The sequence below is a fragment of the Pseudomonas sp. CJQ_9 genome (assembly GCF_043106615.1).
Taxonomy (GTDB): domain Bacteria; phylum Pseudomonadota; class Gammaproteobacteria; order Pseudomonadales; family Pseudomonadaceae; genus Aquipseudomonas; species Aquipseudomonas juntendi.
This window is the reverse complement of sequence record NZ_JBICMS010000103.1, coordinates 1-21109: the sequence shown is the minus strand read 5'-3', so window position 1 is coordinate 21109 and position 21109 is coordinate 1. Positions and strand designations below refer to the sequence as shown.

The 21109-nt window shown below is 59.0% G+C and carries 13 protein-coding genes and 1 pseudogene; 4 read left to right on the top strand and 10 right to left on the bottom strand.

Annotated elements, in window-relative coordinates; translation table 11 throughout:
• Positions 1–64 precede the first annotated feature (64 nt).
• The 7 genes from ACF8SD_RS23430 to ACF8SD_RS23400 form a co-directional block, all read right to left on the bottom strand.
• Positions 65–454: a carboxymuconolactone decarboxylase family protein gene (locus ACF8SD_RS23430; RefSeq protein WP_009683727.1), complete on the bottom strand. Its 390-nt coding sequence runs from the start codon at positions 452–454 to the stop codon at positions 65–67.
• A gap of 151 nt (positions 455–605) precedes the next feature.
• Positions 606–1091 carry a flavin reductase family protein gene (locus ACF8SD_RS23425; protein ID WP_047150252.1) on the bottom strand — a complete coding sequence of 162 codons (486 nt, stop codon included), beginning with the start codon at positions 1089–1091 and terminating at the stop codon, positions 606–608.
• 13 nt (positions 1092–1104) lie between these two features.
• A complete protein-coding gene (locus tag ACF8SD_RS23420) occupies positions 1105–2586 on the bottom strand; it encodes an aldehyde dehydrogenase (protein ID WP_054912259.1) in 1482 nt (493 codons plus the stop codon).
• Positions 2583–3416 carry an alpha/beta fold hydrolase gene (locus ACF8SD_RS23415; RefSeq protein ID WP_173889684.1) on the bottom strand — a complete coding sequence of 278 codons (834 nt, stop codon included), beginning with the start codon at positions 3414–3416 and terminating at the stop codon, positions 2583–2585. Before ACF8SD_RS23415 ends, ACF8SD_RS23420 begins: the two co-directional genes overlap by 4 nt.
• Before the next feature lie 68 nt (positions 3417–3484).
• Positions 3485–4081: an amino acid synthesis family protein gene (locus tag ACF8SD_RS23410; RefSeq protein ID WP_003256068.1), complete on the bottom strand. Its 597-nt coding sequence runs from the start codon at positions 4079–4081 to the stop codon at positions 3485–3487.
• A 383-nt stretch (positions 4082–4464) separates the two neighbouring features.
• Positions 4465–5505, bottom strand: coding sequence for an LLM class flavin-dependent oxidoreductase (locus tag ACF8SD_RS23405; RefSeq protein ID WP_009683733.1), 1041 nt, complete (start codon positions 5503–5505; stop codon positions 4465–4467).
• 74 nt (positions 5506–5579) lie between these two features.
• Complete coding sequence (locus ACF8SD_RS23400; RefSeq protein WP_009683734.1) at positions 5580–6065, bottom strand: flavin reductase family protein; 486 nt, start codon at positions 6063–6065, stop codon at positions 5580–5582.
• 316 nt (positions 6066–6381) lie between these two features.
• Between ACF8SD_RS23400 and ACF8SD_RS23395 the strand changes: the two genes are divergently transcribed.
• From ACF8SD_RS23395 to ACF8SD_RS23385, 3 genes are all read left to right on the top strand, one after another.
• Positions 6382–7788, top strand: coding sequence for a cytosine permease (locus ACF8SD_RS23395; protein ID WP_173889680.1), 1407 nt, complete (start codon positions 6382–6384; stop codon positions 7786–7788).
• Positions 7789–8217: 429 nt separating this feature from the next.
• Positions 8218–8493, top strand: a complete 276-nt coding sequence (locus ACF8SD_RS23390) for a hypothetical protein (RefSeq protein ID WP_173889678.1) — start codon at positions 8218–8220, stop codon at positions 8491–8493.
• Positions 8483–8734 (top strand): DUF3077 domain-containing protein, encoded by a 252-nt coding sequence (locus ACF8SD_RS23385; RefSeq protein ID WP_054912262.1) that lies wholly within the window; start codon positions 8483–8485, stop codon positions 8732–8734. The genes ACF8SD_RS23390 and ACF8SD_RS23385 overlap by 11 nt, the downstream gene beginning before the upstream one ends.
• Before the next feature lie 101 nt (positions 8735–8835).
• On the opposite strand, the gene ACF8SD_RS23380 is transcribed toward ACF8SD_RS23385, so the two are convergent.
• Positions 8836–10461, bottom strand: coding sequence for a methyl-accepting chemotaxis protein (locus tag ACF8SD_RS23380; protein ID WP_392485235.1), 1626 nt, complete (start codon positions 10459–10461; stop codon positions 8836–8838).
• Between the two features lie 351 nt (positions 10462–10812).
• On the opposite strand from ACF8SD_RS23380, the pseudogene ACF8SD_RS23375 reads away from it, so the two are divergent.
• A pseudogene (locus ACF8SD_RS23375) lies at positions 10813–11010 on the top strand (transcriptional regulator); the annotation flags it as partial.
• Positions 11011–11053: 43 nt separating this feature from the next.
• Here the strand turns inward: ACF8SD_RS23375 and ACF8SD_RS23370 are convergent.
• Together ACF8SD_RS23370 and ACF8SD_RS23365 are read right to left on the bottom strand one after the other, a co-directional pair.
• The gene (locus ACF8SD_RS23370) at positions 11054–15445 is read right to left on the bottom strand and encodes an RHS repeat domain-containing protein (protein WP_392485234.1); all 4392 of its coding nucleotides are present in this window, start codon (positions 15443–15445) and stop codon (positions 11054–11056) included.
• Positions 15442–21090, bottom strand: coding sequence for a hypothetical protein (locus tag ACF8SD_RS23365; RefSeq protein WP_392485233.1), 5649 nt, complete (start codon positions 21088–21090; stop codon positions 15442–15444). The genes ACF8SD_RS23370 and ACF8SD_RS23365 overlap by 4 nt, the downstream gene beginning before the upstream one ends.
• Between the last annotated feature and the right edge of the window lie 19 nt (positions 21091–21109).

The window sequence follows — 21109 nt, the reverse complement described above, 5'->3', positions numbered from 1 at the left end:
GGCCGCAACCGCAATAGCACCACGAACCTTGGGTGCTCCTTGCGTGGGTTCGAACAGCCCGGTGTTAACGGGTTGGCTCCGCATCGGCTTCAGCGAACGCTTCGCGGGCCAGGCGGAAGCTGTCCACCGCCGCGGGCACGCCGCAATAAATGCCGACCTGGAGCAGGATCTCGCGAATCTGTTCACGGCTCAGGCCATTACGCAATGCGCCGCGAATGTGCAGCTTGAGCTCGTGGGGCCGGTTGAGCGCGGAAATCATGGCCAAGTTTATCATGCTGCGCTCTTTGAGCGAGAGGCCTTCACGGCCCCAGACGTGGCCCCAGCAGTATTCGGTAACCAGTTCCTGCAACGGCTTGGTGAAGTCGTCGGCGTTCTGGATCGAGCGGTTGACGTAGTCTTCGCCCAGTACCTGGGTGCGGATTTGCAGGCCTTTCTCGTACTTGTCATTGCTCATGCGCAGTGCTCCGGAATGAAACAGGGACATCGGCGGTGGCTTGTTCGCGGGCTTGCCCGCTCCCACAGGTAATGCACAGGTCTCGGGAACTGCGCCGCCCCTGTGGGAGCGGGCAAGCCCGCGAAGCAGCCAACACCGGCTCAAAGGTCTATCAGCCCAAAGGTGGCAGGGCGCCCAGCTTGCCCTTGTGGTACACCATCGGCGTGACCGGCTGCTCGGGCAGCACCAGGTTCTTCACCGCACCCACGATGATCGCATGGTCCCCGCCGTCATACTCGCGCCACAGTTCGCATTCGATGATCGCCGTGGCCTTCGCCAGCAGCGGGTTGCCCAGCTCGCTCAGGTGCCACTCGATGCCCTTGGCCTTGTCCTTGCCCTTGCCGGCAAACGCATAGGCCTCGGCGGTTTGCTCGGCCGACAGCAGGTGGATCGCGAACTGCTTGCTGTCGCGCAGGATCGGGTAGGTGTCAGAGGCGTAGTTGGGGCAGAACAGCACCAGCGCCGGGTCGATCGACAGGGCGCTGAAGGCACTGGCGGTGATGCCGACGATGCCACCGTCGGCGTCCAGGGTGGTGACAACCGTGACGCCGGACGGGAAGGAGCCCATCACGTCTTTGTAGATGCCAGGTTCGATCATCTCGTGCTACCTCTTAGCGCATCACAAACGGGTCGGGCATGGGCGCGGTGGACAGGTTGATCCACACGGTCTTCAGCTCGGTATAGGCCAGCACCGAATCGATGCCACTCTCACGGCCGTAGCCGCTGTTCTTGAAACCGCCGATCGGGGCCATGGCCGACACGGCGCGGTAGGTGTTGACCCAGATGATGCCCGAGCGCACGTCACGGGCCAGGCGGTGGGCGCGGCCCAGGTCGCGGGTCCAGATACCGGCCGCCAGGCCGAACTGCGAGTCGTTGGCGATCTCCAGCGCCTGCTCCTCGGTCTTGAAGCGGATGACCGCCGCGACCGGGCCGAACACTTCTTCCTGCATGATGGTCATCGAGTTGCTGTCGCACTCGAACAAGGTCGGTTCGTAGAACCAGCCTTCGCCTTCGACCTCGGCCCGCTTGCCACCCATGTGCAGCTTGGCGCCTTCAGCCTTGGCCGCAGCGACCAGGCCTTCGACCACGGCCAACTGCTGCGCGGTCGCCATCGGGCCCATTTCGCTGGCATCGTCCTGCGGGTTGCCGATGCGGATGCGCTTGGCGCGGGCAATCAGGCGCTCGACGAACTCGTCGAAAATCTCGTCCTGCACCAGCAGGCGCGAGCCGGCGACGCAGCTTTGCCCGGAGGCGGCATAGATGCCGGCCACGGCGCCGTTGATGGCGCTGTCCAGGTCGGCATCGGCGAAGATGATGTTCGGCGATTTGCCGCCCAGCTCCAGCGACAGCTTGGCGAAGTTCTCGGCACTGCTGCGCACCACGTGGCGGGCAGTGGCTGCACCGCCGGTGAAGGCGATCTTGCGCACCAGCGGGTGGCGGGTCAGCGCCGCGCCGGTGCTTGGGCCGTAGCCGGTGACCACGTTGACGACACCCGGCGGGAAGCCGGCTTCCAGGGCCAGGCGGGCCAGCTCCAGGATGGTCGCCGAAGCGTGCTCGGACGGCTTGAGCACGATGGTGTTGCCGGCCGCCAGGGCCGGGGCCAGTTTGATCGCGGTAAGGTACAGCGGGCTGTTCCACGGGATGATGCCGGCGACCACACCGATCGGCTCGTGCACGGTGTAGGCGAACAGGTCGGGCTTGTCCAGCGGCAGGGTGCCACCTTCGAGCTTGTCGGCCAGGCCGGCGGTGTAGTGGAAGAACTCGGGCAGGTAACCGACCTGGCCGCGGGTTTCGCGAATCAGCTTGCCGTTGTCACGGCTCTCCAGCTGCGCCAGGTGCTCTTTGTTCTCGGCAATCAGGTCACCCAGGCGACGCAGCAGCTTGCCGCGCGCGGTGGCCGTGATGCTGCGCCACTGCTTGCTGTCGAAGGCACGCTGGGCGGCCTGCACGGCCAGCTCCACATCGGCCTCGTCGGCATCGGGCAACTGTGCCCAGGCCTGGGCGGTGGCCGGGTTGAGGCTGTCGAAGGTCTTGCCGCTCTGGGCATCGCGCCATTGGCCGTCGATGCACATCTGGAAACGAACGAGGGTCATGCAACAATCCCCTTGGCGGATTCGGTAAGGGTGCGGGCCTGCGCGAGGAAGTCCAGCAGCATCTTGTTGACTTCACGCGGTGCTTCCACCGCCATCATATGCCGTTGCTCGGCCAGCACCACACTGTGCGCACCCGGGATGCGCGCCGCGAGCTGGCGGGTCATGGCCGGTGTGGAGCCCGAGTCGAGCTCGCCGGTGGCGATCAGTGTCGGCACCTGAATGCTGCCCAGATCGCTGGCGCGGTACATGTCCTGGGTGGCAAACAGCGAATAAGTGGTGTGGTAGCCCTGCGGGTCATTGCTCGCCAGTACCTGGCGGATAGCAGCGACCTGGGCCGGGTTGGCGGCCTTGTACTCACGGCTGAACCAGCGGTCGAGGGCTGCGTCGACATTGGCGTCGGGGCCCAGTTCAGCGGCCTGGGCGGCGCGGGCGATAACGCCGGCGCTCTGCTCGGGGCTGCGGTTGAACACGCTGTTGAGAACCACCAGTGCCGCCAGGCGCTGCGGGTAGTTGAGCGCAAAAGCCCGGGCAACCAGGCCGCCCATGGAAAAGCCGATTACCGTGGCCTGGGCGATTTGCAGGTGGTCGAGCAGTTCGGCGAGCTGGTCGGCATAGCCTTCCAGCGGGGTATCGGCGGCCGGCACGCGGCTTTGCCCATGGCCGAGCATGTCATAGGCGATGACGCGGTAGTCGTTGGCCAAACCAACGAACTGACCGCCCCACATTTCCTTGTTCAGGCCCACGCCGTGTATCAGTACCACGGGTTGACCCTGGCCGACGGACAGGTAGCTGGTGCCGGCAGGTGTGCGTTCAGCGACAGGCTGAATCATGGAGGGCGCTCCTTGAAGGTCGGGCGCGGCGGGTAAGCACGCCACGCCCCGGCCCGTCTTGGTTGTTGTTATTGAGCGTTGGCTTTTTCGGCAGCCAGTTCTTCCAGGTCGATGTAGCGGTTGCCGATGCGCGGGTGCAGGCGGCCGCCGTCGGCAGCGCCCAGCACCACGACGATTTCATCGGCACGCGGTGCGTCTTCGATCTGCATTTCCAGGGTGATGTAGTGCGAGCGCAGGCCCTCGTCGTCTTTCTGCATCATCGGGATCTGGATCGAGGTGCCTGGGCCACCACGCTTGTTGGTGAAGCTCAGGTAGCTCTTGGCCTGTACCGCTTCGCGGTAGTGGTTGCCAAAGCGCAGGGTGTGGATCACCGCCGAGGCATGCTCGATTTCGCCATCGGCACCCACCACGGCGGCCTTGCCGTAGGCCTCGATCTTGTCGGCCCCACCAATGGCGGCAGTCAGGCGCTCGACCATCAGCGCGCCCAGCTCCGAGCAGTTGGCGCGGATTTCCGGCTTCAGATCTTCAACGAAACCGCGACCGGCCCATGGGTTCTTGATCACCACGGCCAGGCCGACCATGGTCACCGGCTTGTCGGTGGCCTTGCCGCCTTCGATGCGGGTCTCTTCGGAGTAGGTGACGATCTTGCGGATTTCGAAACTCATGGGTGGCTCCTGGTGAGGGTTATCAGCTCTTGTTGTCTGATGGTATACCATAATATTTGTTGTGCAAGAGGGGGCGGGAAATTTCTCTTGCGGGGGGACGGGAGGCTGCTAGTCGTAAGCTGAAAGTCGAAAGTCGAAAGTCGAAAGTCGAAAGTCGAAAGTCGAAAGTCGAAAGTCGAAAGTCGAAAGTCGAAAGTCGAAAGTCGAAAGTCGAAAGCAGATCTGCTTTTGCTTTTGCTTTTGCTTTTGCTTGTAGCTTGTAGCTTGCCGCTTGCCGCTTGCCGCTTGCCGCTTGCCGCTTGCCGCTAAAAAAGCCCGCTCGCGCAAGCCGCATGGGCCTACGGGAGCGGGCTGCGTCCCGCAATGTTTCAGGCAATGGGAATTCAGGCGAACGCCGGTACCACTTCCTTGATGAACAGTTCGAGGGACTTCTTCTTCTCGGCGTGGGGCAGGCTGTTGTCGCACCAGAAGCTGAACTCGTCGACACCCAGCTCCTGGTAATAGCGGATACGCGCGATGATCTCTTCCGGGGTGCCGATCATGGTGTTCTTGCGGATGTTCTCCAGCTGGAACGCCGGCACTTCGGCAAACTTGGACTCCGGGCTTGGCTCCAGGAAGCCGTTGACCGGGGTGGTCTTGTTGCCGAACCAGGCATCGAAGGTGCGGTAGAAGCGCGAAATGGCCTGGGCGCCCACCTTCCAGCCGTCCGGCTCGGCCGGGCTATGCACGTGGGTGTGGCGCAGCACCATCAATTGCGGGCGCGGTACGTCGGGGTTGTTGTCCAGGGCGGCCTGGAACTTGTTCTTCAGGTCGAGTACTTCTTCGTCGCCCTTCATCAGCGGCGTGACCATGACGTTGCAGCCGTTGGCCACGGCAAAGTTGTGCGAGTCCGGGTCGCGGGCGGCGATCCACATGGGCGGCGTAGCGTTGAACGGCTTCGGTACGCTGGTGGAAGTGGGGAATTTGTAGACTTCGCCGTCGTGGGCGTAGTCGCCTTCCCAGAGCTTGCGCACCACCGGCACCATCTCGCGCAGGGCCTTGCCGCCGTCGGTGGCCGGCATGCCACCGGCCATGCGGTCGAATTCGAACTGGTACGCGCCACGGGCCAGGCCCACTTCCATGCGGCCGTTGCTGATTACGTCGAGCAGGGCACATTCACCTGCCACGCGAATCGGGTTCCAGAACGGCGCGATGATGGTGCCGGCACCCAGGCGGATCTTTTCGGTGCGTGCCGCCAGGTACGCCAGCAATGGCATCGGGCTTGGCGAAATGGTGTATTCCATGGCGTGGTGTTCGCCGATCCACACGGTGCTGAAACCGCCGTCTTCGGCCATCAGGGTCAGTTCGGTCAGGTCTTCGAACAACTGGCGGTGGCTGACCTGTTCATCCCAACGTTCCATGTGTACGAACAACGAAAATTTCATGGGGCTTTCCTCAACGCTTGAAAGGGGCTGGCGCCAGGCAGGGGGGCGCCAGCTGTCTCGATTCACAATGGGCTTCAGGCCAAGGCCGGCAGGCTGGCCATCTTGCCGCGGCAATACACCATCGGCCGCGGCGCCTGGGCCGGAACGATCAGGTTGTGCACCTTGCCGACCATGATGGCGTGGTCGCCACCCTCGTATTCGCGCCACAGCTCGCACTCGATGACCGCCGTGGCGCCGGCCAGGATCGGGTTACCCAGCTCGCTGAGGGTCCACTCGATACCGTTGGCCTTGTCTTTGCCTTTCTTGGCGAACGCGTAGGCATGGGCCTGCTGCTCACCCGAGAGCAGGTGAATGGCGAAGCGCTTCTGCTTGATCAGTACCGGGTAGGAATCGGAGCTGTAGTTGGGGCAGAACAGCACCAGCGGCGGCTCCATCGACAGGGAGGAAAATGCGCTGGCGGTCAGGCCGACGACCGAGCCGTCGTCGTCCAGGGTGGTGATGACGGTAACGCCGGACGGGAAGGAGCCCAGGACGTTCTTGTAGACGGTTGCGTCGATCATCGGGTTTACCTCTAAAAGGCTGCGGTGGTCCGCGGTTTTTATCGTTGATGTGTCTGATGGTATACCGTAATACCTATTTTGCAAGCAGAATTTTCAGCCGCACATTTTCACGATAAGCGGCGCAAGGCCACGGAATACAAGGCTTTGCCCGGTGTGGTGGATTGTCGCCGGGGTTTTTCAAACAGTACAGTGGCCGCTTTTTCGTGCGGATCAGTGTTGTCAAAAGTTTGGAATACCATAATATGGTCCGCAGCTGAGAGGCCGCCTAGATGCGGTTTCCTTACAACGATAAAAACGACCTTTCGAGCTGAAAACCATGTCCCAACCGTCGTCGCAACACCAGTTTGTCGAGAATCACACGGTCGATTATGTGCCACCTGCCGAGCGCCATGGGAAGGCGCGCGACCTGTTTACCCTTTGGTTCAGTACCAACATTGCGCCACTGCCGATCGTCACCGGTGCCATGGTGGTACAGGTGTTCCACCTGAACCTGTTGTGGGGGCTGGTGGCCATCGTGCTGGGCCATCTTGTCGGGGGCGTGGTCATCGCCCTGGCCTCTGCGCAGGGACCGCAGTTGGGCATTCCGCAGATGGTGCAGAGCCGTGGCCAATTCGGCCGCTATGGCGCCTTGCTGATCGTGTTCTTCACGGCGTTGATCTATGTTGGCTTCTTCATTTCCAACATCGTGTTGGCCGGCAAGACCATCCACGGCATCAGCCCGAGCGTGCCGATGCCAGGGGCGATCGTGATCGGCGCCTTGAGCGCCACCGCCATCGGCGTGGTCGGATACCGTTTCATCCACATCCTCAACCGTATAGGCACCTGGGTGATGGGCTCGGCACTGCTGGCCGGCTTCATCATGATGTTCATCCAGGACCTGCCAGCCGATTTCTTCAGCCGCGGCGCCTTCAACCTGTCGGGCTTCATCGCCACTGTTTCGCTGGGTGTGATCTGGCAGATCAGCTTCTCGCCTTACACCTCCGACTACTCACGCTACCTGCCGCGTGAAGTCGGCATTGCCAAGCCGTTCTGGGCGACTTATTTCGGCGCTACCCTGGGCACCATCTTGTGCTTCAGCTTCGGTGCGGTGGCGGTGCTGTGCGTGCCGCAAGGCACCGATGCGATGGACGCGGTGAAGCAGGCCACCGGCTGGCTGGGGCCGATCCTGATGGTGCTGTTCCTGCTCAACATCATCAGCCACAACGCCCTCAACCTGTATGGCGCGGTGCTGTCGATCGTGACTGCAATCCAGACCTTCGTTGCCCAGTGGACCCCCAGCGTGAAGGTTCGGGTGATCCTGGCCTCGGTCATACTGCTGGGCTGCGGTATGGTCGCGCTGAACGCCTCGGCAGATTTCATCGGCCAGTTCATCGGCCTGATCCTGGCGCTGCTGTTGGTGCTGGTGCCGTGGGCCTCGATCAACTTGGTCGACTTCTACCTGATCAAGAAGGGCCAGTACGACATCGCCTCGATCTTCAGTGCCGACGGCGGCATCTATGGCCGCTTCAATCACCATGCGATCGTTGCCTATGCCTGCGGCATCCTGGTGCAGCTGCCGTTTGCCAATACCTCGCTGTATGTCGGGCCGTACTCCAACCTGGTCGAAGGCGCCGACCTGTCCTGGCTGTTCGGCTTGCTGGTGACGGTGCCGCTGTACTACTGCCTGGCCACGCGCAGCAAGGCTGGCGAGAAGGCGGGGCGGGTTTTGAGTGTGAACGACTGATAGTCACGTGTGGCTGCAACAGGGGCTGCTTCGCAGCCCATCGCAGGCAAGCCAGCTCCCACAGGGGGCGCGCAAGCACTGGGATGGGCGTAGCCCCCGCCAGGGCCATCGACCTGTAAGAAATTTCCGAACATGAAGCAAACTGCTTTAGTTCACCTCGCGCGGCGAATTATCCTACAAGTGCGTCAGAAGTCGCTACGTAGCCGGGAAAGCCCACCCTGAGATAACTTCATTGCGTCGCCTTTTCAGGTGACCGGGCTTGAGACACCCGGACTACATGTGTTGGCACCGCTTCATGGCGGTCGTGCGCGGGCAGGCTTCGGCCTGGCCGGTATTCATGTGTCCCGGGTCTCAAACCGCGCACGACTGCCACCCAAATCCTTGAGACGACGAGGGGGCAGTTCCTGGTTCGTTCAAGGGAGCTCAATCATGAAAAAGCTCGTACCCGATCCACCTGCCTCAGAACTTCTGCAACTCGACCCGCCCAATCTCTCGTTTCAAGATCTTCCTAGCATCGAAGAATGTGAGCAGCTTCTCAGTGCCTTGATTCATACCGTCAATCACACCACGACCGTCCTGATCGACAGCGGTCCCGGCCTTACTCGGGACGCCATGGGAATGAACATTCGTCTGCTGTGTAGAGCCATTCACGCGTTGTCGAACCACACCAGTACCCATATCTTGGAGCAATGTCATGAGCGATGATCCAAGAAACTCCTTCACAGCGGGTTTGGAAACGTTCGATCTCTTCTGCCTGCGACCAAACGTGCCATTCAGTCATGCGTTCACGCAGTTGTCTGTGCTACTTGGCTGCATCCGTCACCTCACGACAGAAGCAGAGATGGAGAATGATCGGATTGCGGGCAGCGCTGCGCGTATTCTCAGTGAGATGGCGAAAGCGTTGATTGATGATATGGAGCGAGGGATGGGCCTTCAAAGAAGATAAATTCACCGGCCCGCCGCCAGGCCCTTCCGAAAGCCCAGCCCCTGCTTTGTAGGAGCTGGCTTGCCTGCGATGGGCCGCGATGCGGCCCCGGCTATCTCAGATCAGACCTTGAACTGTGCCACCATGCCATTCAGGTCCACGGCAAGGCGCGACAGGTCCTGCGCTGCCGCACTGGTCTGGTTGGCCCCCGCCGAGGTCTGCATGGCCAGGTCACGGATATTCACCAGGTTGCGGTCCACCTCACGGGCCACCTGGGCCTGCTCCTCCGATGCACTGGCTATCACCAGGTTACGCTCGTTAATCGAGGCCATCGCTTCGGCAATCACCTCCAACGCCTGCCCGGCACCCTCGGCCACTTCCAGCGTGCCCGTGGCACGCCCTTGGCTGCTGTGCATCGCGGTCACCGCGCGCTCGGTGCCGTTCTGGATCCCGGCAATCATCTGCTCGATTTCTGCCGTCGACTGCTGGGTGCGGTGGGCGAGGGCACGAACTTCGTCCGCCACCACCGCAAAGCCACGGCCTGCCTCACCGGCGCGGGCCGCTTCGATAGCGGCGTTGAGCGCCAGCAGGTTGGTCTGCCCGGCAATTGCACCGATCACATCCAGCACCCGGCTGATCTCGCTGGCATTGCTGGCCAGCTGTTCGATTTCGCTGGAAGTGCCGGTCACGTCTGCCACCAGGTGCTGGATGGAGGCCAGCGCCTGATTGACCCGGTCGCGGCCATCGCGGGTAGTCTGGTCGGCACCTCTGGAAGCGTCTGCGGTGCTCACCGCGTTGTTGGCCACTTCTTCGACCGCCGCGGTCATCTGGTTGCCGGCCGTGGCCGCCTGGTCGATTTCGGCACTTTGCTGGTGCAGGCCGCGGCTGGTGTCTTCGGTGACGGTGTGCAGCTCTTCGGATGCCGAGGCCAGTTGGTCGGACGAGGCGGCTATCTGCCGAATGGTGTCGCGCAGGCTGCTCTGCATGCGGCTCAACGCGCGCAGCAGCAAGGCCGGCTCGTCGCGGCCCACCACCTGAATTTCGCGAGTCAGGTCGCCGGTGGACACGCGTTCAGCCACGGCCACGGCCTCGGCCAACGGCCGCACGATACTGCGGGTGAGCAGGGTGGCGATGGCGGCAAGCGCGAGGATGATCAGCAACAAGGCGCCGACGATGATGGTGAATGCCTGGTCGGCCACGTCGCTGCTGCGCTCCGAGGCGTGTTCGGCGCCTTTGCTGTTGTAGTCGATCAGCGCGCTCATGGCTTTCATCATGCTGTCGGCATACTGGCTCAACGGGCCGCTGATCAGCTTCTTGGCCTGGTCGATGCGGTTGTTGGCAATGTGGTCCAGCACCTGCAACTGCAGGTCGAGGTACTGTTGATGGGCGGCGGAGAAGGAGCTGAACAGTGCGCGATCATCGGCGGTGACGATGGTGCTGTCGTAGGCCTGGATACTGGTGTTGAGCTGGGCGTTGATGCCTTTGAGCATCTCCAGGTTGCGCTCGCGTTCGCGGCTGTCGTTGTCCAGTGCGGCACGCAGGGTGACGGCCCGGGCGCGTCCGAGATTGGTGCTCACTTCACTGAGCGCCACGACGGCGGGTATCCAGGTGACGCGAATCTCGTCCGTGGCCTCGTCCATTTCCCGGGTTTCCTGGATCGCGGTCATGCCCATGGCCAGGACCAGGATCCCCAAAAAGGCAAACACGCTGGCTGCGCGCGTGCCGATCTTCATGTTCCTCAACTGCATCGAATGCTCCTTGGCGATGACGTGCAGGCGTCAAGAGCATGGACGCAAGGCCGGGGTCACCGGCGTGAAGCCAGGCTCTCGATGCGCTGCGGTTTGAGTGGTTCCCTCACCCTCACGTAGTTTCTCGTAAAATGATGACATATGGCCATCACTCATGACCAGTCATTCACAGTAACGACATGTCTAGACAGATCCGTCATTCGTAGGACGGATCTGACAGACATTTTTTATCAAACGATCGCGATCAGCGCATCCGCTGCCGCCAGTGCCACGTCGCGATCAGCAGCACGGCTTCGAACAGCTCGGTCAAGGGCGCCTTCATGCCGTGCACGTCGGCTTCGTAGAAGCGCGGGCGGATGCGCCATTCATGCGGTGATGCTGGGGGCGCAGAAGCGCATGGAAGAGGCCCTGACCCAGCAGACCATTCTGGACCTGGCGCGGCGGTTCGGGCGCAAGGCCCCGGCGGCGTTCGGGCAGCAGGTCAATGAGTGGATGAGCGAACGGCGTGATAGTAAAGCGGCAGAGGCGATCCCCGTCAGTCGATTATAGGAGCGGCCTGACATAGGCCGCTCCTATAATGCCCAGCTGAAACTCAGATCTGGCTAGTTGGAAGCTTTATAAACGGGATGTATGCCTTCAACTCGGAGGCCCGGCACGCGGCGAACTCATAGACCTTGTAATGGCGATTAGCAGTGTCGAGTGTATTGAAGACGTCCGACAATGGTTTAGGTCGCACATTGGGTTTCATCACCAAGATGTCGATATTATGCTTTTGGACCAGTTGCTCCAAATCACTTTTCGCAAATTTTTCGAAATGACTGATCAGGTAGTTTCCGGTGAAATGTTCGCCAGGAACTGACTTTGTTATGTTGCCGATGCCTTCGGCGATTTTTTGCAGGCCTATATCTCTTACTACTTGGTTTGTCCCGGCCCTGTAGCAGATTGTTGTTGAGGAAATACCAGTTGCGGGTGCATAGTGATTCAGCACGCTATTTGCCGGGATTTCGACTTTTCCACCTCTTATGGCGTTTTGGCCATGAAAAGACATGATCAGTCTATCGGAAGCGTTGTACGTACGGCGATAGAGTTCATAGTCGCCCAAGTCATCGACGATGACGCTCGGTGATGTATAGATCTTGCTCGGCGGCTGGACATTGGCGGGGGGCGTCGCTGGCCGACTGGCGTTGATAAGGTCACGTTGCTTCTTCGAGATGCGGCCAGGCAAGGTTTTGACAGGTGCCTTCGTAACCAACTCTAGGCGGTAACGACGCGCGTCACTCATGTTGTCGAAGACGCGGCCTATACGCTGGTCGCCCAATCGTAGCAAGCCCTTGAGCTTACCCAGTCTCGCCGATCTGCCCAAAGCGCGAGCCGTATTGAGAGCTCCCTTCATAAGCACCCCTCCTAGTTTCACCAGGCCCTTACCAGAGGCGTCCATAAAGCCTGCGACGACGGACGCCCAGCCGAGCGTTTCCGACAATGCGGGATTCTTTTGCCGCAATGCTAATTCAGCAGCACCTAGTCCGAACGCCAATGTTCCAACTGCTAGAAATAGAAGCCCGAGCATGCCTCCTGTCAATGCGGCGCCGATGACCCCTAGTACAAAGATGCCGGCGATAACCAGCCACTCCCACCAAGCTGCAGGTTCGTGGTAGGGCGGAACGGTGTCCCTGATCATGTCGTCGAGCGATGCCAGGTTCGCGGCCTCCTCGCGACGGTTGACCATGATGTGACCACTCGGGTCGTGCCAGTTGACCGGATCATGCCCTGCGCAATAGGCCATGTCGTTCAAACCACCTTCGCCGAAGGGGCTTAGGCTGTCACTCTGGTAGAACGCCTGGTGGCGAGGGTCATATAGGCGATACCCATTGCCAAGGTGATAGATGCCTGTGACCGGGTCTATCCGCTGGCTGTTGTAGCCCAGGCCGCCATTGAGGTTTTTCAGGACTTCTAAGGGGGCTTCACCCCAAGGGGTGAAACCGACCGACATGGCCTGCCAGTTGCCGTTTGCATCGAGCGAATACTCTTCTCGCGCACCATTCTGTGGGTCGGTTAGCACAAAATAGATACTGAGGTCGTTGCTTTGAAGGTCACGACACTGCACGACCAACCCAGCTTCTTCATCGTATCTGACTTCTTTCAGCGGGTGACCTTGCGCGTCAAGCCAGAGCTCACCGCATAGATTATCGCCATTGTAGTTCAAGATGCGTCGCGTCTGATCGGTTTCGTCCCATTGCGCTGCCAGGCGCCCAACCTGATCATACTCGTAAGTTGAAAGGGGCTTGACTTTCGCGCTCGTGCTCACGGATCGTAGTTGACCTTCAGCGTTGTAGGTCAGAGAGCGCTCAGAGGTATCGGTTGTCAGGCTTCCATTTTTGTCGTGGCTGTAATTCCACGTTGTAGGTTTGCTGGGTTCCGCTGCATTGGCCGTGTGGGTCAGGCTATAACTGGTGCGCCGGGTAGGTTGAGTTGAGTTAGCATAATCATAGTTGCGTGCCTCGTGCGTACCGTCCAGGTAGGTGGTCGTGCAGGACAGCACATTGCCGAGCACATCATAGGTGTAGTCCTGTTCGCTAATGGCCTTGCTGCCCGCATCGAGAATCTCGAAACCCTGCTTGGCAGTCACGCTCCAGTGCAGTAATTCGTTGCGATTGGTGGCATAGGTGAAGTCTTCTGTTCGGGTCGGTTTGGTCTCCCCGTTGCGGTACCACCGTTTGGTCAATAGTTGCCCAGTCACGGACCAGTGTTGTACATAACGGCTCTTGAGCTGGCCGTCCAGAATGTACTTGCGTTCAATTTCGCGTCCATAGTCATCGTGATCAAAGGCCACCGTCAGGTGCCGGCCGCTACGCCTGTCTTGGACTTGCAGTTGCTCAAGGCCGCCCAGCGTAGCGTACTGGTATCGATAATCGAATCGATCGCGGCGCACCCGAATGCGTCGGTTTTGTGGATCATCCCAGCTCCGGCAGCACACGCCGGACGCATACTGCATGGCTGTGACCTCGCCGCGCAGCGTCTGCTGGACTTGCTCGCTCTGGCTTGTACCTTGTATCACGCGGGTGGTCAGTAAGCGGCCCAGCAAACGAGGCGACAGGCTCGCGGTACTGACACGGCTCTGCAGGTTGGTTTCCACAGGCCCCATGGCCGTAATTGCCTGGGTAATCCCGTTGTAGGCGAATGAGGCAATTTCGATCTTTGCTGACCTTGGTTTGTCTCCCTGCGTATACCAGTAGACTGAGGTGCCGTCAGGGCTGCTCTCGCTCCATACCTTGGTGCCGTCAGGGCGAACATACCCGTTACCAGGAAACTTGACTGTTGGCGCGGAATCGTTGCTACCGACCGTTCGTGAGAGTACTTCGTCGGCGTTTCCACCGATCCTCCCCAAGGTCTGCTTGCCGAGCTGTTTGACTTCGCCATTCGGGCATTTGATGCTCATGTTGACTGGCGTGTTGCTTAACCCTTTGAACGTGGAAGTCACCACCGAGCCATCCGGCGCGGTGGTCTGGGTTCGACGACCCAATTCGTCATATTCATGGGTCCATTCACGCGCGTTTTCGCCAACCTTCTCCGTGACCCGGTCAGTCTGTCCGTTAGCGTTGATATGCTGTTCGCAACTCAAACCAATTTCATCCAGTTGCTTGAGTTGGTTATTCCAGCTTTTTTGAGTAAGCCGAATCGAAACCTGGCCGTCAGCGTAGGTTTTGTGCATCTTCTCTTGGCTGTGCAGTGGTCCATGTAATGGGGTTCCGATAATGCTCTCGCTGCGCCGTTGTTGTGCACCTTCCAACTCGGTCAGTGAGTCCTCTGCTTCGGCTTGCCAGAACCAATCACGTAGGTTATGCGGCAAGCGCATGCCGTTGTGCTGCACGCACAAGCCGCCGGGGAGGAAGTCGTATAGGCATTGTTCGAGCACCTCACCATCGGTGCCGTAGGTGAACTTCTCAATGCACACAAAATTCGCCGCTGAGTCGTCACCTAGGCATCGTTGCAACTCTCTTCGCACTGGGCGCTGCAGTCCATCCAGCAAGGTCCGCCCCACGCGGCCATCGGGGCCGACGCTGGATACCCAGGAGCCATTGCCGTGATCGAGCCAGGTTTGGCGGTGAGAGGTCATTTCTTCTGAGGCAGAGTCGCCGGTTTCGAAACGCTTTTCTTCCCAGGCGGTGGTGGTGCTGGCCAGTTGTCGGCCGCGGGCATCGTAGGTGTAGGAAATGATCGTATCAGGTCTGCCCAGTTCATCTTGCACGGATTCGCGCAGCACCCGACCACTGCGTGCGGAACGAATGTGTTGCTCAACGGTAGCGGTAAGCTCCAGCTGGGCCACTTTCAAGGGAGTGGTGGTTTTCGAGGCTAGGGTGGCAGCGTTGCTGTCAAATACTGCAAGCTCGCTGAGCAATCGAGTCTGCCGGACCTGATTGTTCTTGTACCAGCGGGTCGAAGTGGTTTTAGTTATGGTCGTTTTATCCGCTTGGGTCTGGTCCATCTGTTGCAAGTCGACAATAATTCCGCCGCGATCTGCTGCCTTGGTTATAACCCACGGAGATTTTGAAGTGTCCACCGCTACGCCTTTCAGTGCGATGACCGTATTGGGTATCAACGCGCCAGCGTCGTTCTTGTGATCCTCCGCGTACGCAAACAGGGTTATGCTGATTTCCGATATACTTTTGTCCGGAAATTCAACATAGCTGCACTGGGCCAGAAGTGGCGTTGAATTCGTGTCAGCGACTTTCGGGCAGGAAAGAAGCTTTTCAGGCAACGGTGCGTCATCCTTCTCCAGTTTGAACGTGCCCAGTAACGGCTTGAGGTCGGGCAGGTCATTGTCCTTGCCATCTGCACCGTAGTAGCAAAAATGCGTGACCTGCCCATCATCGCTTACGGTCTTAAGCAGCAGTCCATTGTTCAGGTCATAGGTGAAACGGGTGGTTTCACTGGACGATTTTGGCGCGGCTGTGGCTTGACTGGCGTTTGCGTTGGTGTCGTTCATGACTGGCTCTCCTGAGCGGACGAACTGGAGGTATCTTCGGCGTGGGTATCACCCACGCGCTCTGGGCGCAGGTCCTCGGTGACCACCGTTGTGCTCACCGGCTGGGTCGCCAGGCGATAGCGCACGGCAGGAACGGCATTGCTGATCGAGTCCGGGTAGACCATGGTCGTTGTCTCACGGGCCACCTCAGGCACTTCTTTGACCACCTGGCTTTCGACCACGAGGCCGTTGCGCAGAGTCCAGCTACGACGGGTGAATGGGCCATGCCAGCTACCGCCGTTGTCCACCATGCAGATGGCGGCGTAGGTATCGCCCTCTTTGTGCAATTGATCAAGCCGACCAAACCACTGCCAGGTATGGCTGATGGCCTGCTGCCCGGCGCCTGGTACCAGGGTATGCCGGCCAACCCTCGGCAGCGGGATGGCACCGTCATCAAGCTCCCAGGCGTGCCATTGAGGCACGTAGCCCACCACCTCCAGCGATCCGTCTTCTTCGGCCACAGAGCAGAGCACCCGGTCGAGCACAGCGTCGCCTTCGTAGCCAAACATCACCGACTGTACCGGGCTAGCTTCATTCTTGCCCTTGCGACTCAGATGGGTCAGCAGGCAGTCCTCGATGGCGAGCGTGACGTCATAGGCTTCATCGCTATCAGGCCAGACTGTGAAGGTGCTGCTGTAGGTACCGACCGCAACCGGCTCCTCATGGGTGGCGCTGAGCAAGGTAGTTTTACCATCGGCGATAGAATTCAGCCGCACGTGTCCGTTCTTGCCTGCCCAATTCAGTGTGAGTATGCCCCCGAGCGGGGATTTGATGCTCGAAGGCACCAGGATCAAAGCTTTGCGCTTCATATCCTTTTGCATCTTCTCGATACCTTCTATTTTGGCTTTATAGTCGTTGGTCTGCTCTGTGGTAATCCCGCTTTCTTTAAGCCATTGGTCGAGGTTGGCCTTGATGTGTTCCAGCTTCTCAACCAGCGCCGTTTTGTAATGCTCACTGGGCTCTTGATCGTCGTGAGGATCAGGCTTGGCCAAGGTTTCGGACCGTCCAGTGGGAAACACTACCGTTAGCTCTGTGAGCGAATCGAACCCACCCTTGGCGCCAGTGAGGGTGATGCCATTGATTGCCAGGCGCTTTTCGCCCATCGCCGCATCGACGTTTTCGGCGGTCAAGGTAACGGTCTGGCCGTTGCTGAGGGTCAGGCGGTGCATTCGGTTGTCGTATGAACTGAAGCGCAATGCCCAGCCATCGCCCAGGGCGCCTTCGTTGGCGCGGGTTGCGCTGTAGTGCAGGGTCAGGTCGACTTCCGGGCCTTTGCCTTCCAGGCCGCGGATGACGCCGACGGGGTAGTGGGCGTGGAATAGGCCGGTTTTCGGGTCGACACCGTTTTCGGTGGCGCCACTAACGTCATAAACTTCAGAGCCGAGCGTGGCGGCGTAGTCGGCGCATAGCGTGTCCTTGGGGGAGAACGGGGCACCTGTAAACGGTGGATGGATATGCAGCGAAGAATCGCAAGCTTGGTCAATACTGGCCTTGCTCACGTAACTTGCGCTACAGACGTTAAACGCGCTCGGGAGTTTTAGCGTTGGCGGTACATGTAAACCGATTCCGCCAGTGCGCCGACCCTTTTTGCCAAGGGTTAGCGTGGGGGATAGCGCAACGGTTCGAGGTGAGAAGTCCGAAGCATAAGACACGAACCGAATACCTTGTTTGTAGGCTTCGGTGGTCAGTTGTAGCTGCAAGGTACAGGCGTAGGTAAACGGGTACTCGCGTAGATGTTTACCAAGTTGATCCAGGTCTTCTTGGCGCACCGCATGCGCTATTGCCGGATCAGCCAGTAGCGCTCTGAGTTGCTCGAGTTTATAAGCATCAATATGAAGTAATGCGGCTTCCATATAGGGCCGTGCGATAGTGTTGTCGTCTTCACCATTTGCATGTCGTTTTTTGACCTCTTCCTGCGCTTGGGTTGCGATCCTAAGTGCCAAGAATTCAGGCAGGCCCCGTTTACCGAGTCGGGTTCTAACAAAGTCATAGATGTTGTCTATGTGCCAACGATCGGGCCTATATCCGTCAATGTTGTTGAACCATTGCTGCGCCTCGCGTGGTGCGTCTTCATCGGTGACTTTTCTGATCTCATCCGCGGTCTCTTGCAACAGGGAGGCTTCTTTCAATGCCTGCAATCCAGCAGCCATCGAAGGGTCGTCTATTGCTGAACTATACTTTTTGGCTTCGCGCTGTTTCAATATTGATTTCACCACGCGGAGCAGATCCGAACTGTGTTGAGTGCGAACCGCAAACTCAGCACGCGCTTCCGTCATCGACAAGCAGTCTAACCAGTGATCGGCAGGTAAGTCCAACTGCCACACATTGGCTGGTGTTGACAATACATCGGGCCTTGCCATGCGGGACGCCAGCAAGGCAGATAAGTTGGCGCTTCCCATTCTCTTTTGAGCTAGGCCGTGTGCCACTCCTCTGTAAAAATCATGGTTTAATTTGTCGGTTTTTACGTCGTCAATTATACCCGCTCGCCTACCAAAGGGATCTGGTATGAAATGTGTGGGATCGATCATGTGCGTCTCTAGCGCTTGCTTGTCACTTTGGCTGAGAACGTCTCCTCCCCAGGAGACGAGAGTGGCTATTTGTGTTGGATCCGTTTTGTATGAGTGATGGTTGTAAATAGTTGCCGTATAGATAACGGCTTCTTCGCAGGTGAGTTTATCCTTCAAGAAAACCATCTCGGCTTGCAGGGCGGGTGGCGCTTTTACAGGAGGCGGATAACCTGTGCTCGGTGGCTGGACAATACAGGCATAATCAGCATGCTTTGGTAGCCACAGCGTGCAGTCCCCAGAGGCGGCTGGCACAGCGCTTTCCGCTTTTGCTCCCCAGGTCAGGAACGGTGTCGAGACGCACAGGGCCGACAGCGCATTGGTTAAGCTCGAGTACCAGTCCGCTTCGGGAATGTCGGTTGAGACGGGGGTCCACTCGCACGTCTCGAGAACCCGACCGCCCAACTTCTCAGTGAGTGTCACGCGCAATCCGCTTTTGTAATCTTTATATAAGTCGGCAAACGTCAGAAGGCGGCCTTCGGCTGTGGCCAGTGCGCGCTCGTTTTGCTCAATCAATCCCGGCATGCCGACGATGAATATTTTTACCGGTAGCGTTAATGCCCAGAATACACAGTCATTTGAAGTTGGCGCCTGGTCTGGCGAAGTGGCGTTAGCGGCGCGTACATACTTGCCGATTGGGGCTTCTTTAAGCGCTTCGGCCAAGGCAGCGAGCCATTGGTTGGCACCGGTTTCCCCTTTTTTTACGGTATAGTCAAACGGCGAACCAGGCAGGTTTACGCCGGAAAAAGTGTCATGCACGATGAGTTGTATTACATCACCCGCTTTGGCACTGGAGGCACTTACCGAACGATGTTTGCGCCACGTCAGGGAGTCAACTTCTACCGACAGGGATGAGAACTGTGGAATCCATAGCGCATTTTTTGTATCGGCGGGCTTCACAGTGATGCCATCACTGTGCCTGACGCCCGCGCGCAACAGGCCATTCTCGGCATGCGCGGCGTTGACCGACTCGCACAGTTTTTTCGCCCAGTCGGTGCTGTGGCTGGGCAGGGGGGTGAACAGGTGAGTCTCGTACAAGTACTGGGTGGTTCTGTCGCGTACCTGAATAGCAATGGTTTCCCCCTGCGGCACAGGCATCTCCGGCACCCGCGCGGCGATCACCTGATTGGCCTTGAAGGGGGCATTGCTGAACAAGCGGCAATCCTCACCATAGCACCATAGCCTGTTGAGGCTGGCCTTGGCTGTTGCGCCTAGCTCACGAAACGCCTCCGAAGTTGGGCTGCCAGCATCGGCCACTCCGAGGCCACCGGCGTCTTGCAGAAAGCCTGCGCACAACACTTTGCCCCCGTCAGCTACATCCGGCGCAGCGTTGATGGCCTTGAGAAAGGCTGCCGGCCAGTTTGATTGTTTGCAGGTACTCGCGTCTGCCTCCCAGCCGACTGATTTGACAACCTGGCCGTCCTGTTCGCTGATCACCCAGGCCTTCAATTGTTCGCCAACGGCCAGATCCCGGTCTGCCAAGAGGTAGCCGGGGCTTCGCCAGACATGCCCGCTACCGCCGATGTGGTCGGTTTCGAAGCCAATCATCTCGGGGAGCAGATCGTTATCTAGATCAGACCCGACCCCAGCAGCCCAGAAATCTGTTACTCCGTCTGACACGTAGATTGAAGAGACTGTCAGCTCCAACTGCAAAACCGCCGCAAGCGAAAGCGTCCAGGTTTCCCGGTCCTCTGATCGATCTTTTCGTCCAGAGCTATGGATCTGATGCGGGAAAGGCATGTTGGAATTAATGCTATTTACCAGTGCATCGATACGGGCCGATGGGTTGTCTTCAACAGTGAATTCCAGATCGTCTAGCCAACGGTGTACCTGCTGATGGCTCCTCTTGTCGCGCACGATGAACTCGACGCGCCGGTTGCCAACCCCACCTTCAGGTGGTTGGACAAACGCTTTCATCACCTGTGCAAACGTGGCCGCGCCACCATCAGGCAGTGACAGCGCGCTGGACCATACGGCTGCCTTGTCTGTTTCTTCGAACCCGCCGATGAAGATGCGAAGTGGCTCATCGAGCCGCCAGAAATCGACCGTCCCCTCCTCGGTGATGTCCCCATCGACCGCGGTCTCAGTGCCCAAGCGTAGGTTGGCATCCAGACCGCTGGCTTTGAGTTTTGCCTGAACCAGGGCAGGCCATTTATCCTTAGTGTTCTGATCGCCGAAGCTGAACGAGAGCGGCGACCCCGCTAATGGTTGGCCGGTAGTGCCGTCATGTACAATGAATGTACGTACTGCCTTGCCCCACTTGTCATTCAACGGAATGCCCGAGTGGCAGGGGAACCAAAGAGGCGGTGCATCACCCAAGGTAATTTCCAGCCCAAGGGCCGTTGGCAATTGTAATGCCCAGGCTTCCTTGTCGCTTTTAGAATTCAGCGCCTTGCCATAGTCATGTATCACATGCCTGACCTGGATGTTGGATTCGATACTGTTGGCGAGAGCTTCGATGCGAGCGAGCAGGTTATCTTGGGCGGTGTACGTGAACTCGCAGTGCCACGTGCGAATGACGTGTTGGGTGCGCTTATCACGCAGCACGCAGGGCACGCTCCGCTCGCCGACGCCGCCTTCCGGTGGCTGGATGAATGCCTCAATAGCCTGTGCCAGCGTTGCGTCAGCACCGCTGGCGTCGCGCAGGGCACACGACCATGTCGCTGCTTTTTCGGTTTCTTCAAACCCACCAATGAAAACGCGCAGTGGCTTATCGAGCCGCCAGAAATCGACTGTGCCTTCTGCAGTAATGTTTCCATCAACCGCTGTTGCAGTTCCCAGGCGCAGGTAGGCATCCAGCCCGCTGGCCTTTAGTTTTTCTTGGATCAACGCCGGCCACTTGTCCTGTGTATCCTGATCACCAAAACTCAATGACAACGGTGAGCCTGGCAGCGGGTCGCCGGTGACGCCGTCATGTACTTCGAAGGTACGTACCGCTTTGCTCCATTTATCATTCAATGGAATGCCGCAGCGACAGGCTACCCAGCCAGTTGTTACGTCGTTCAGGATCAGCTCCAGATTCAGGGCTGTCGGGAATTTCAACGTCCAGGTGCTTTTATCA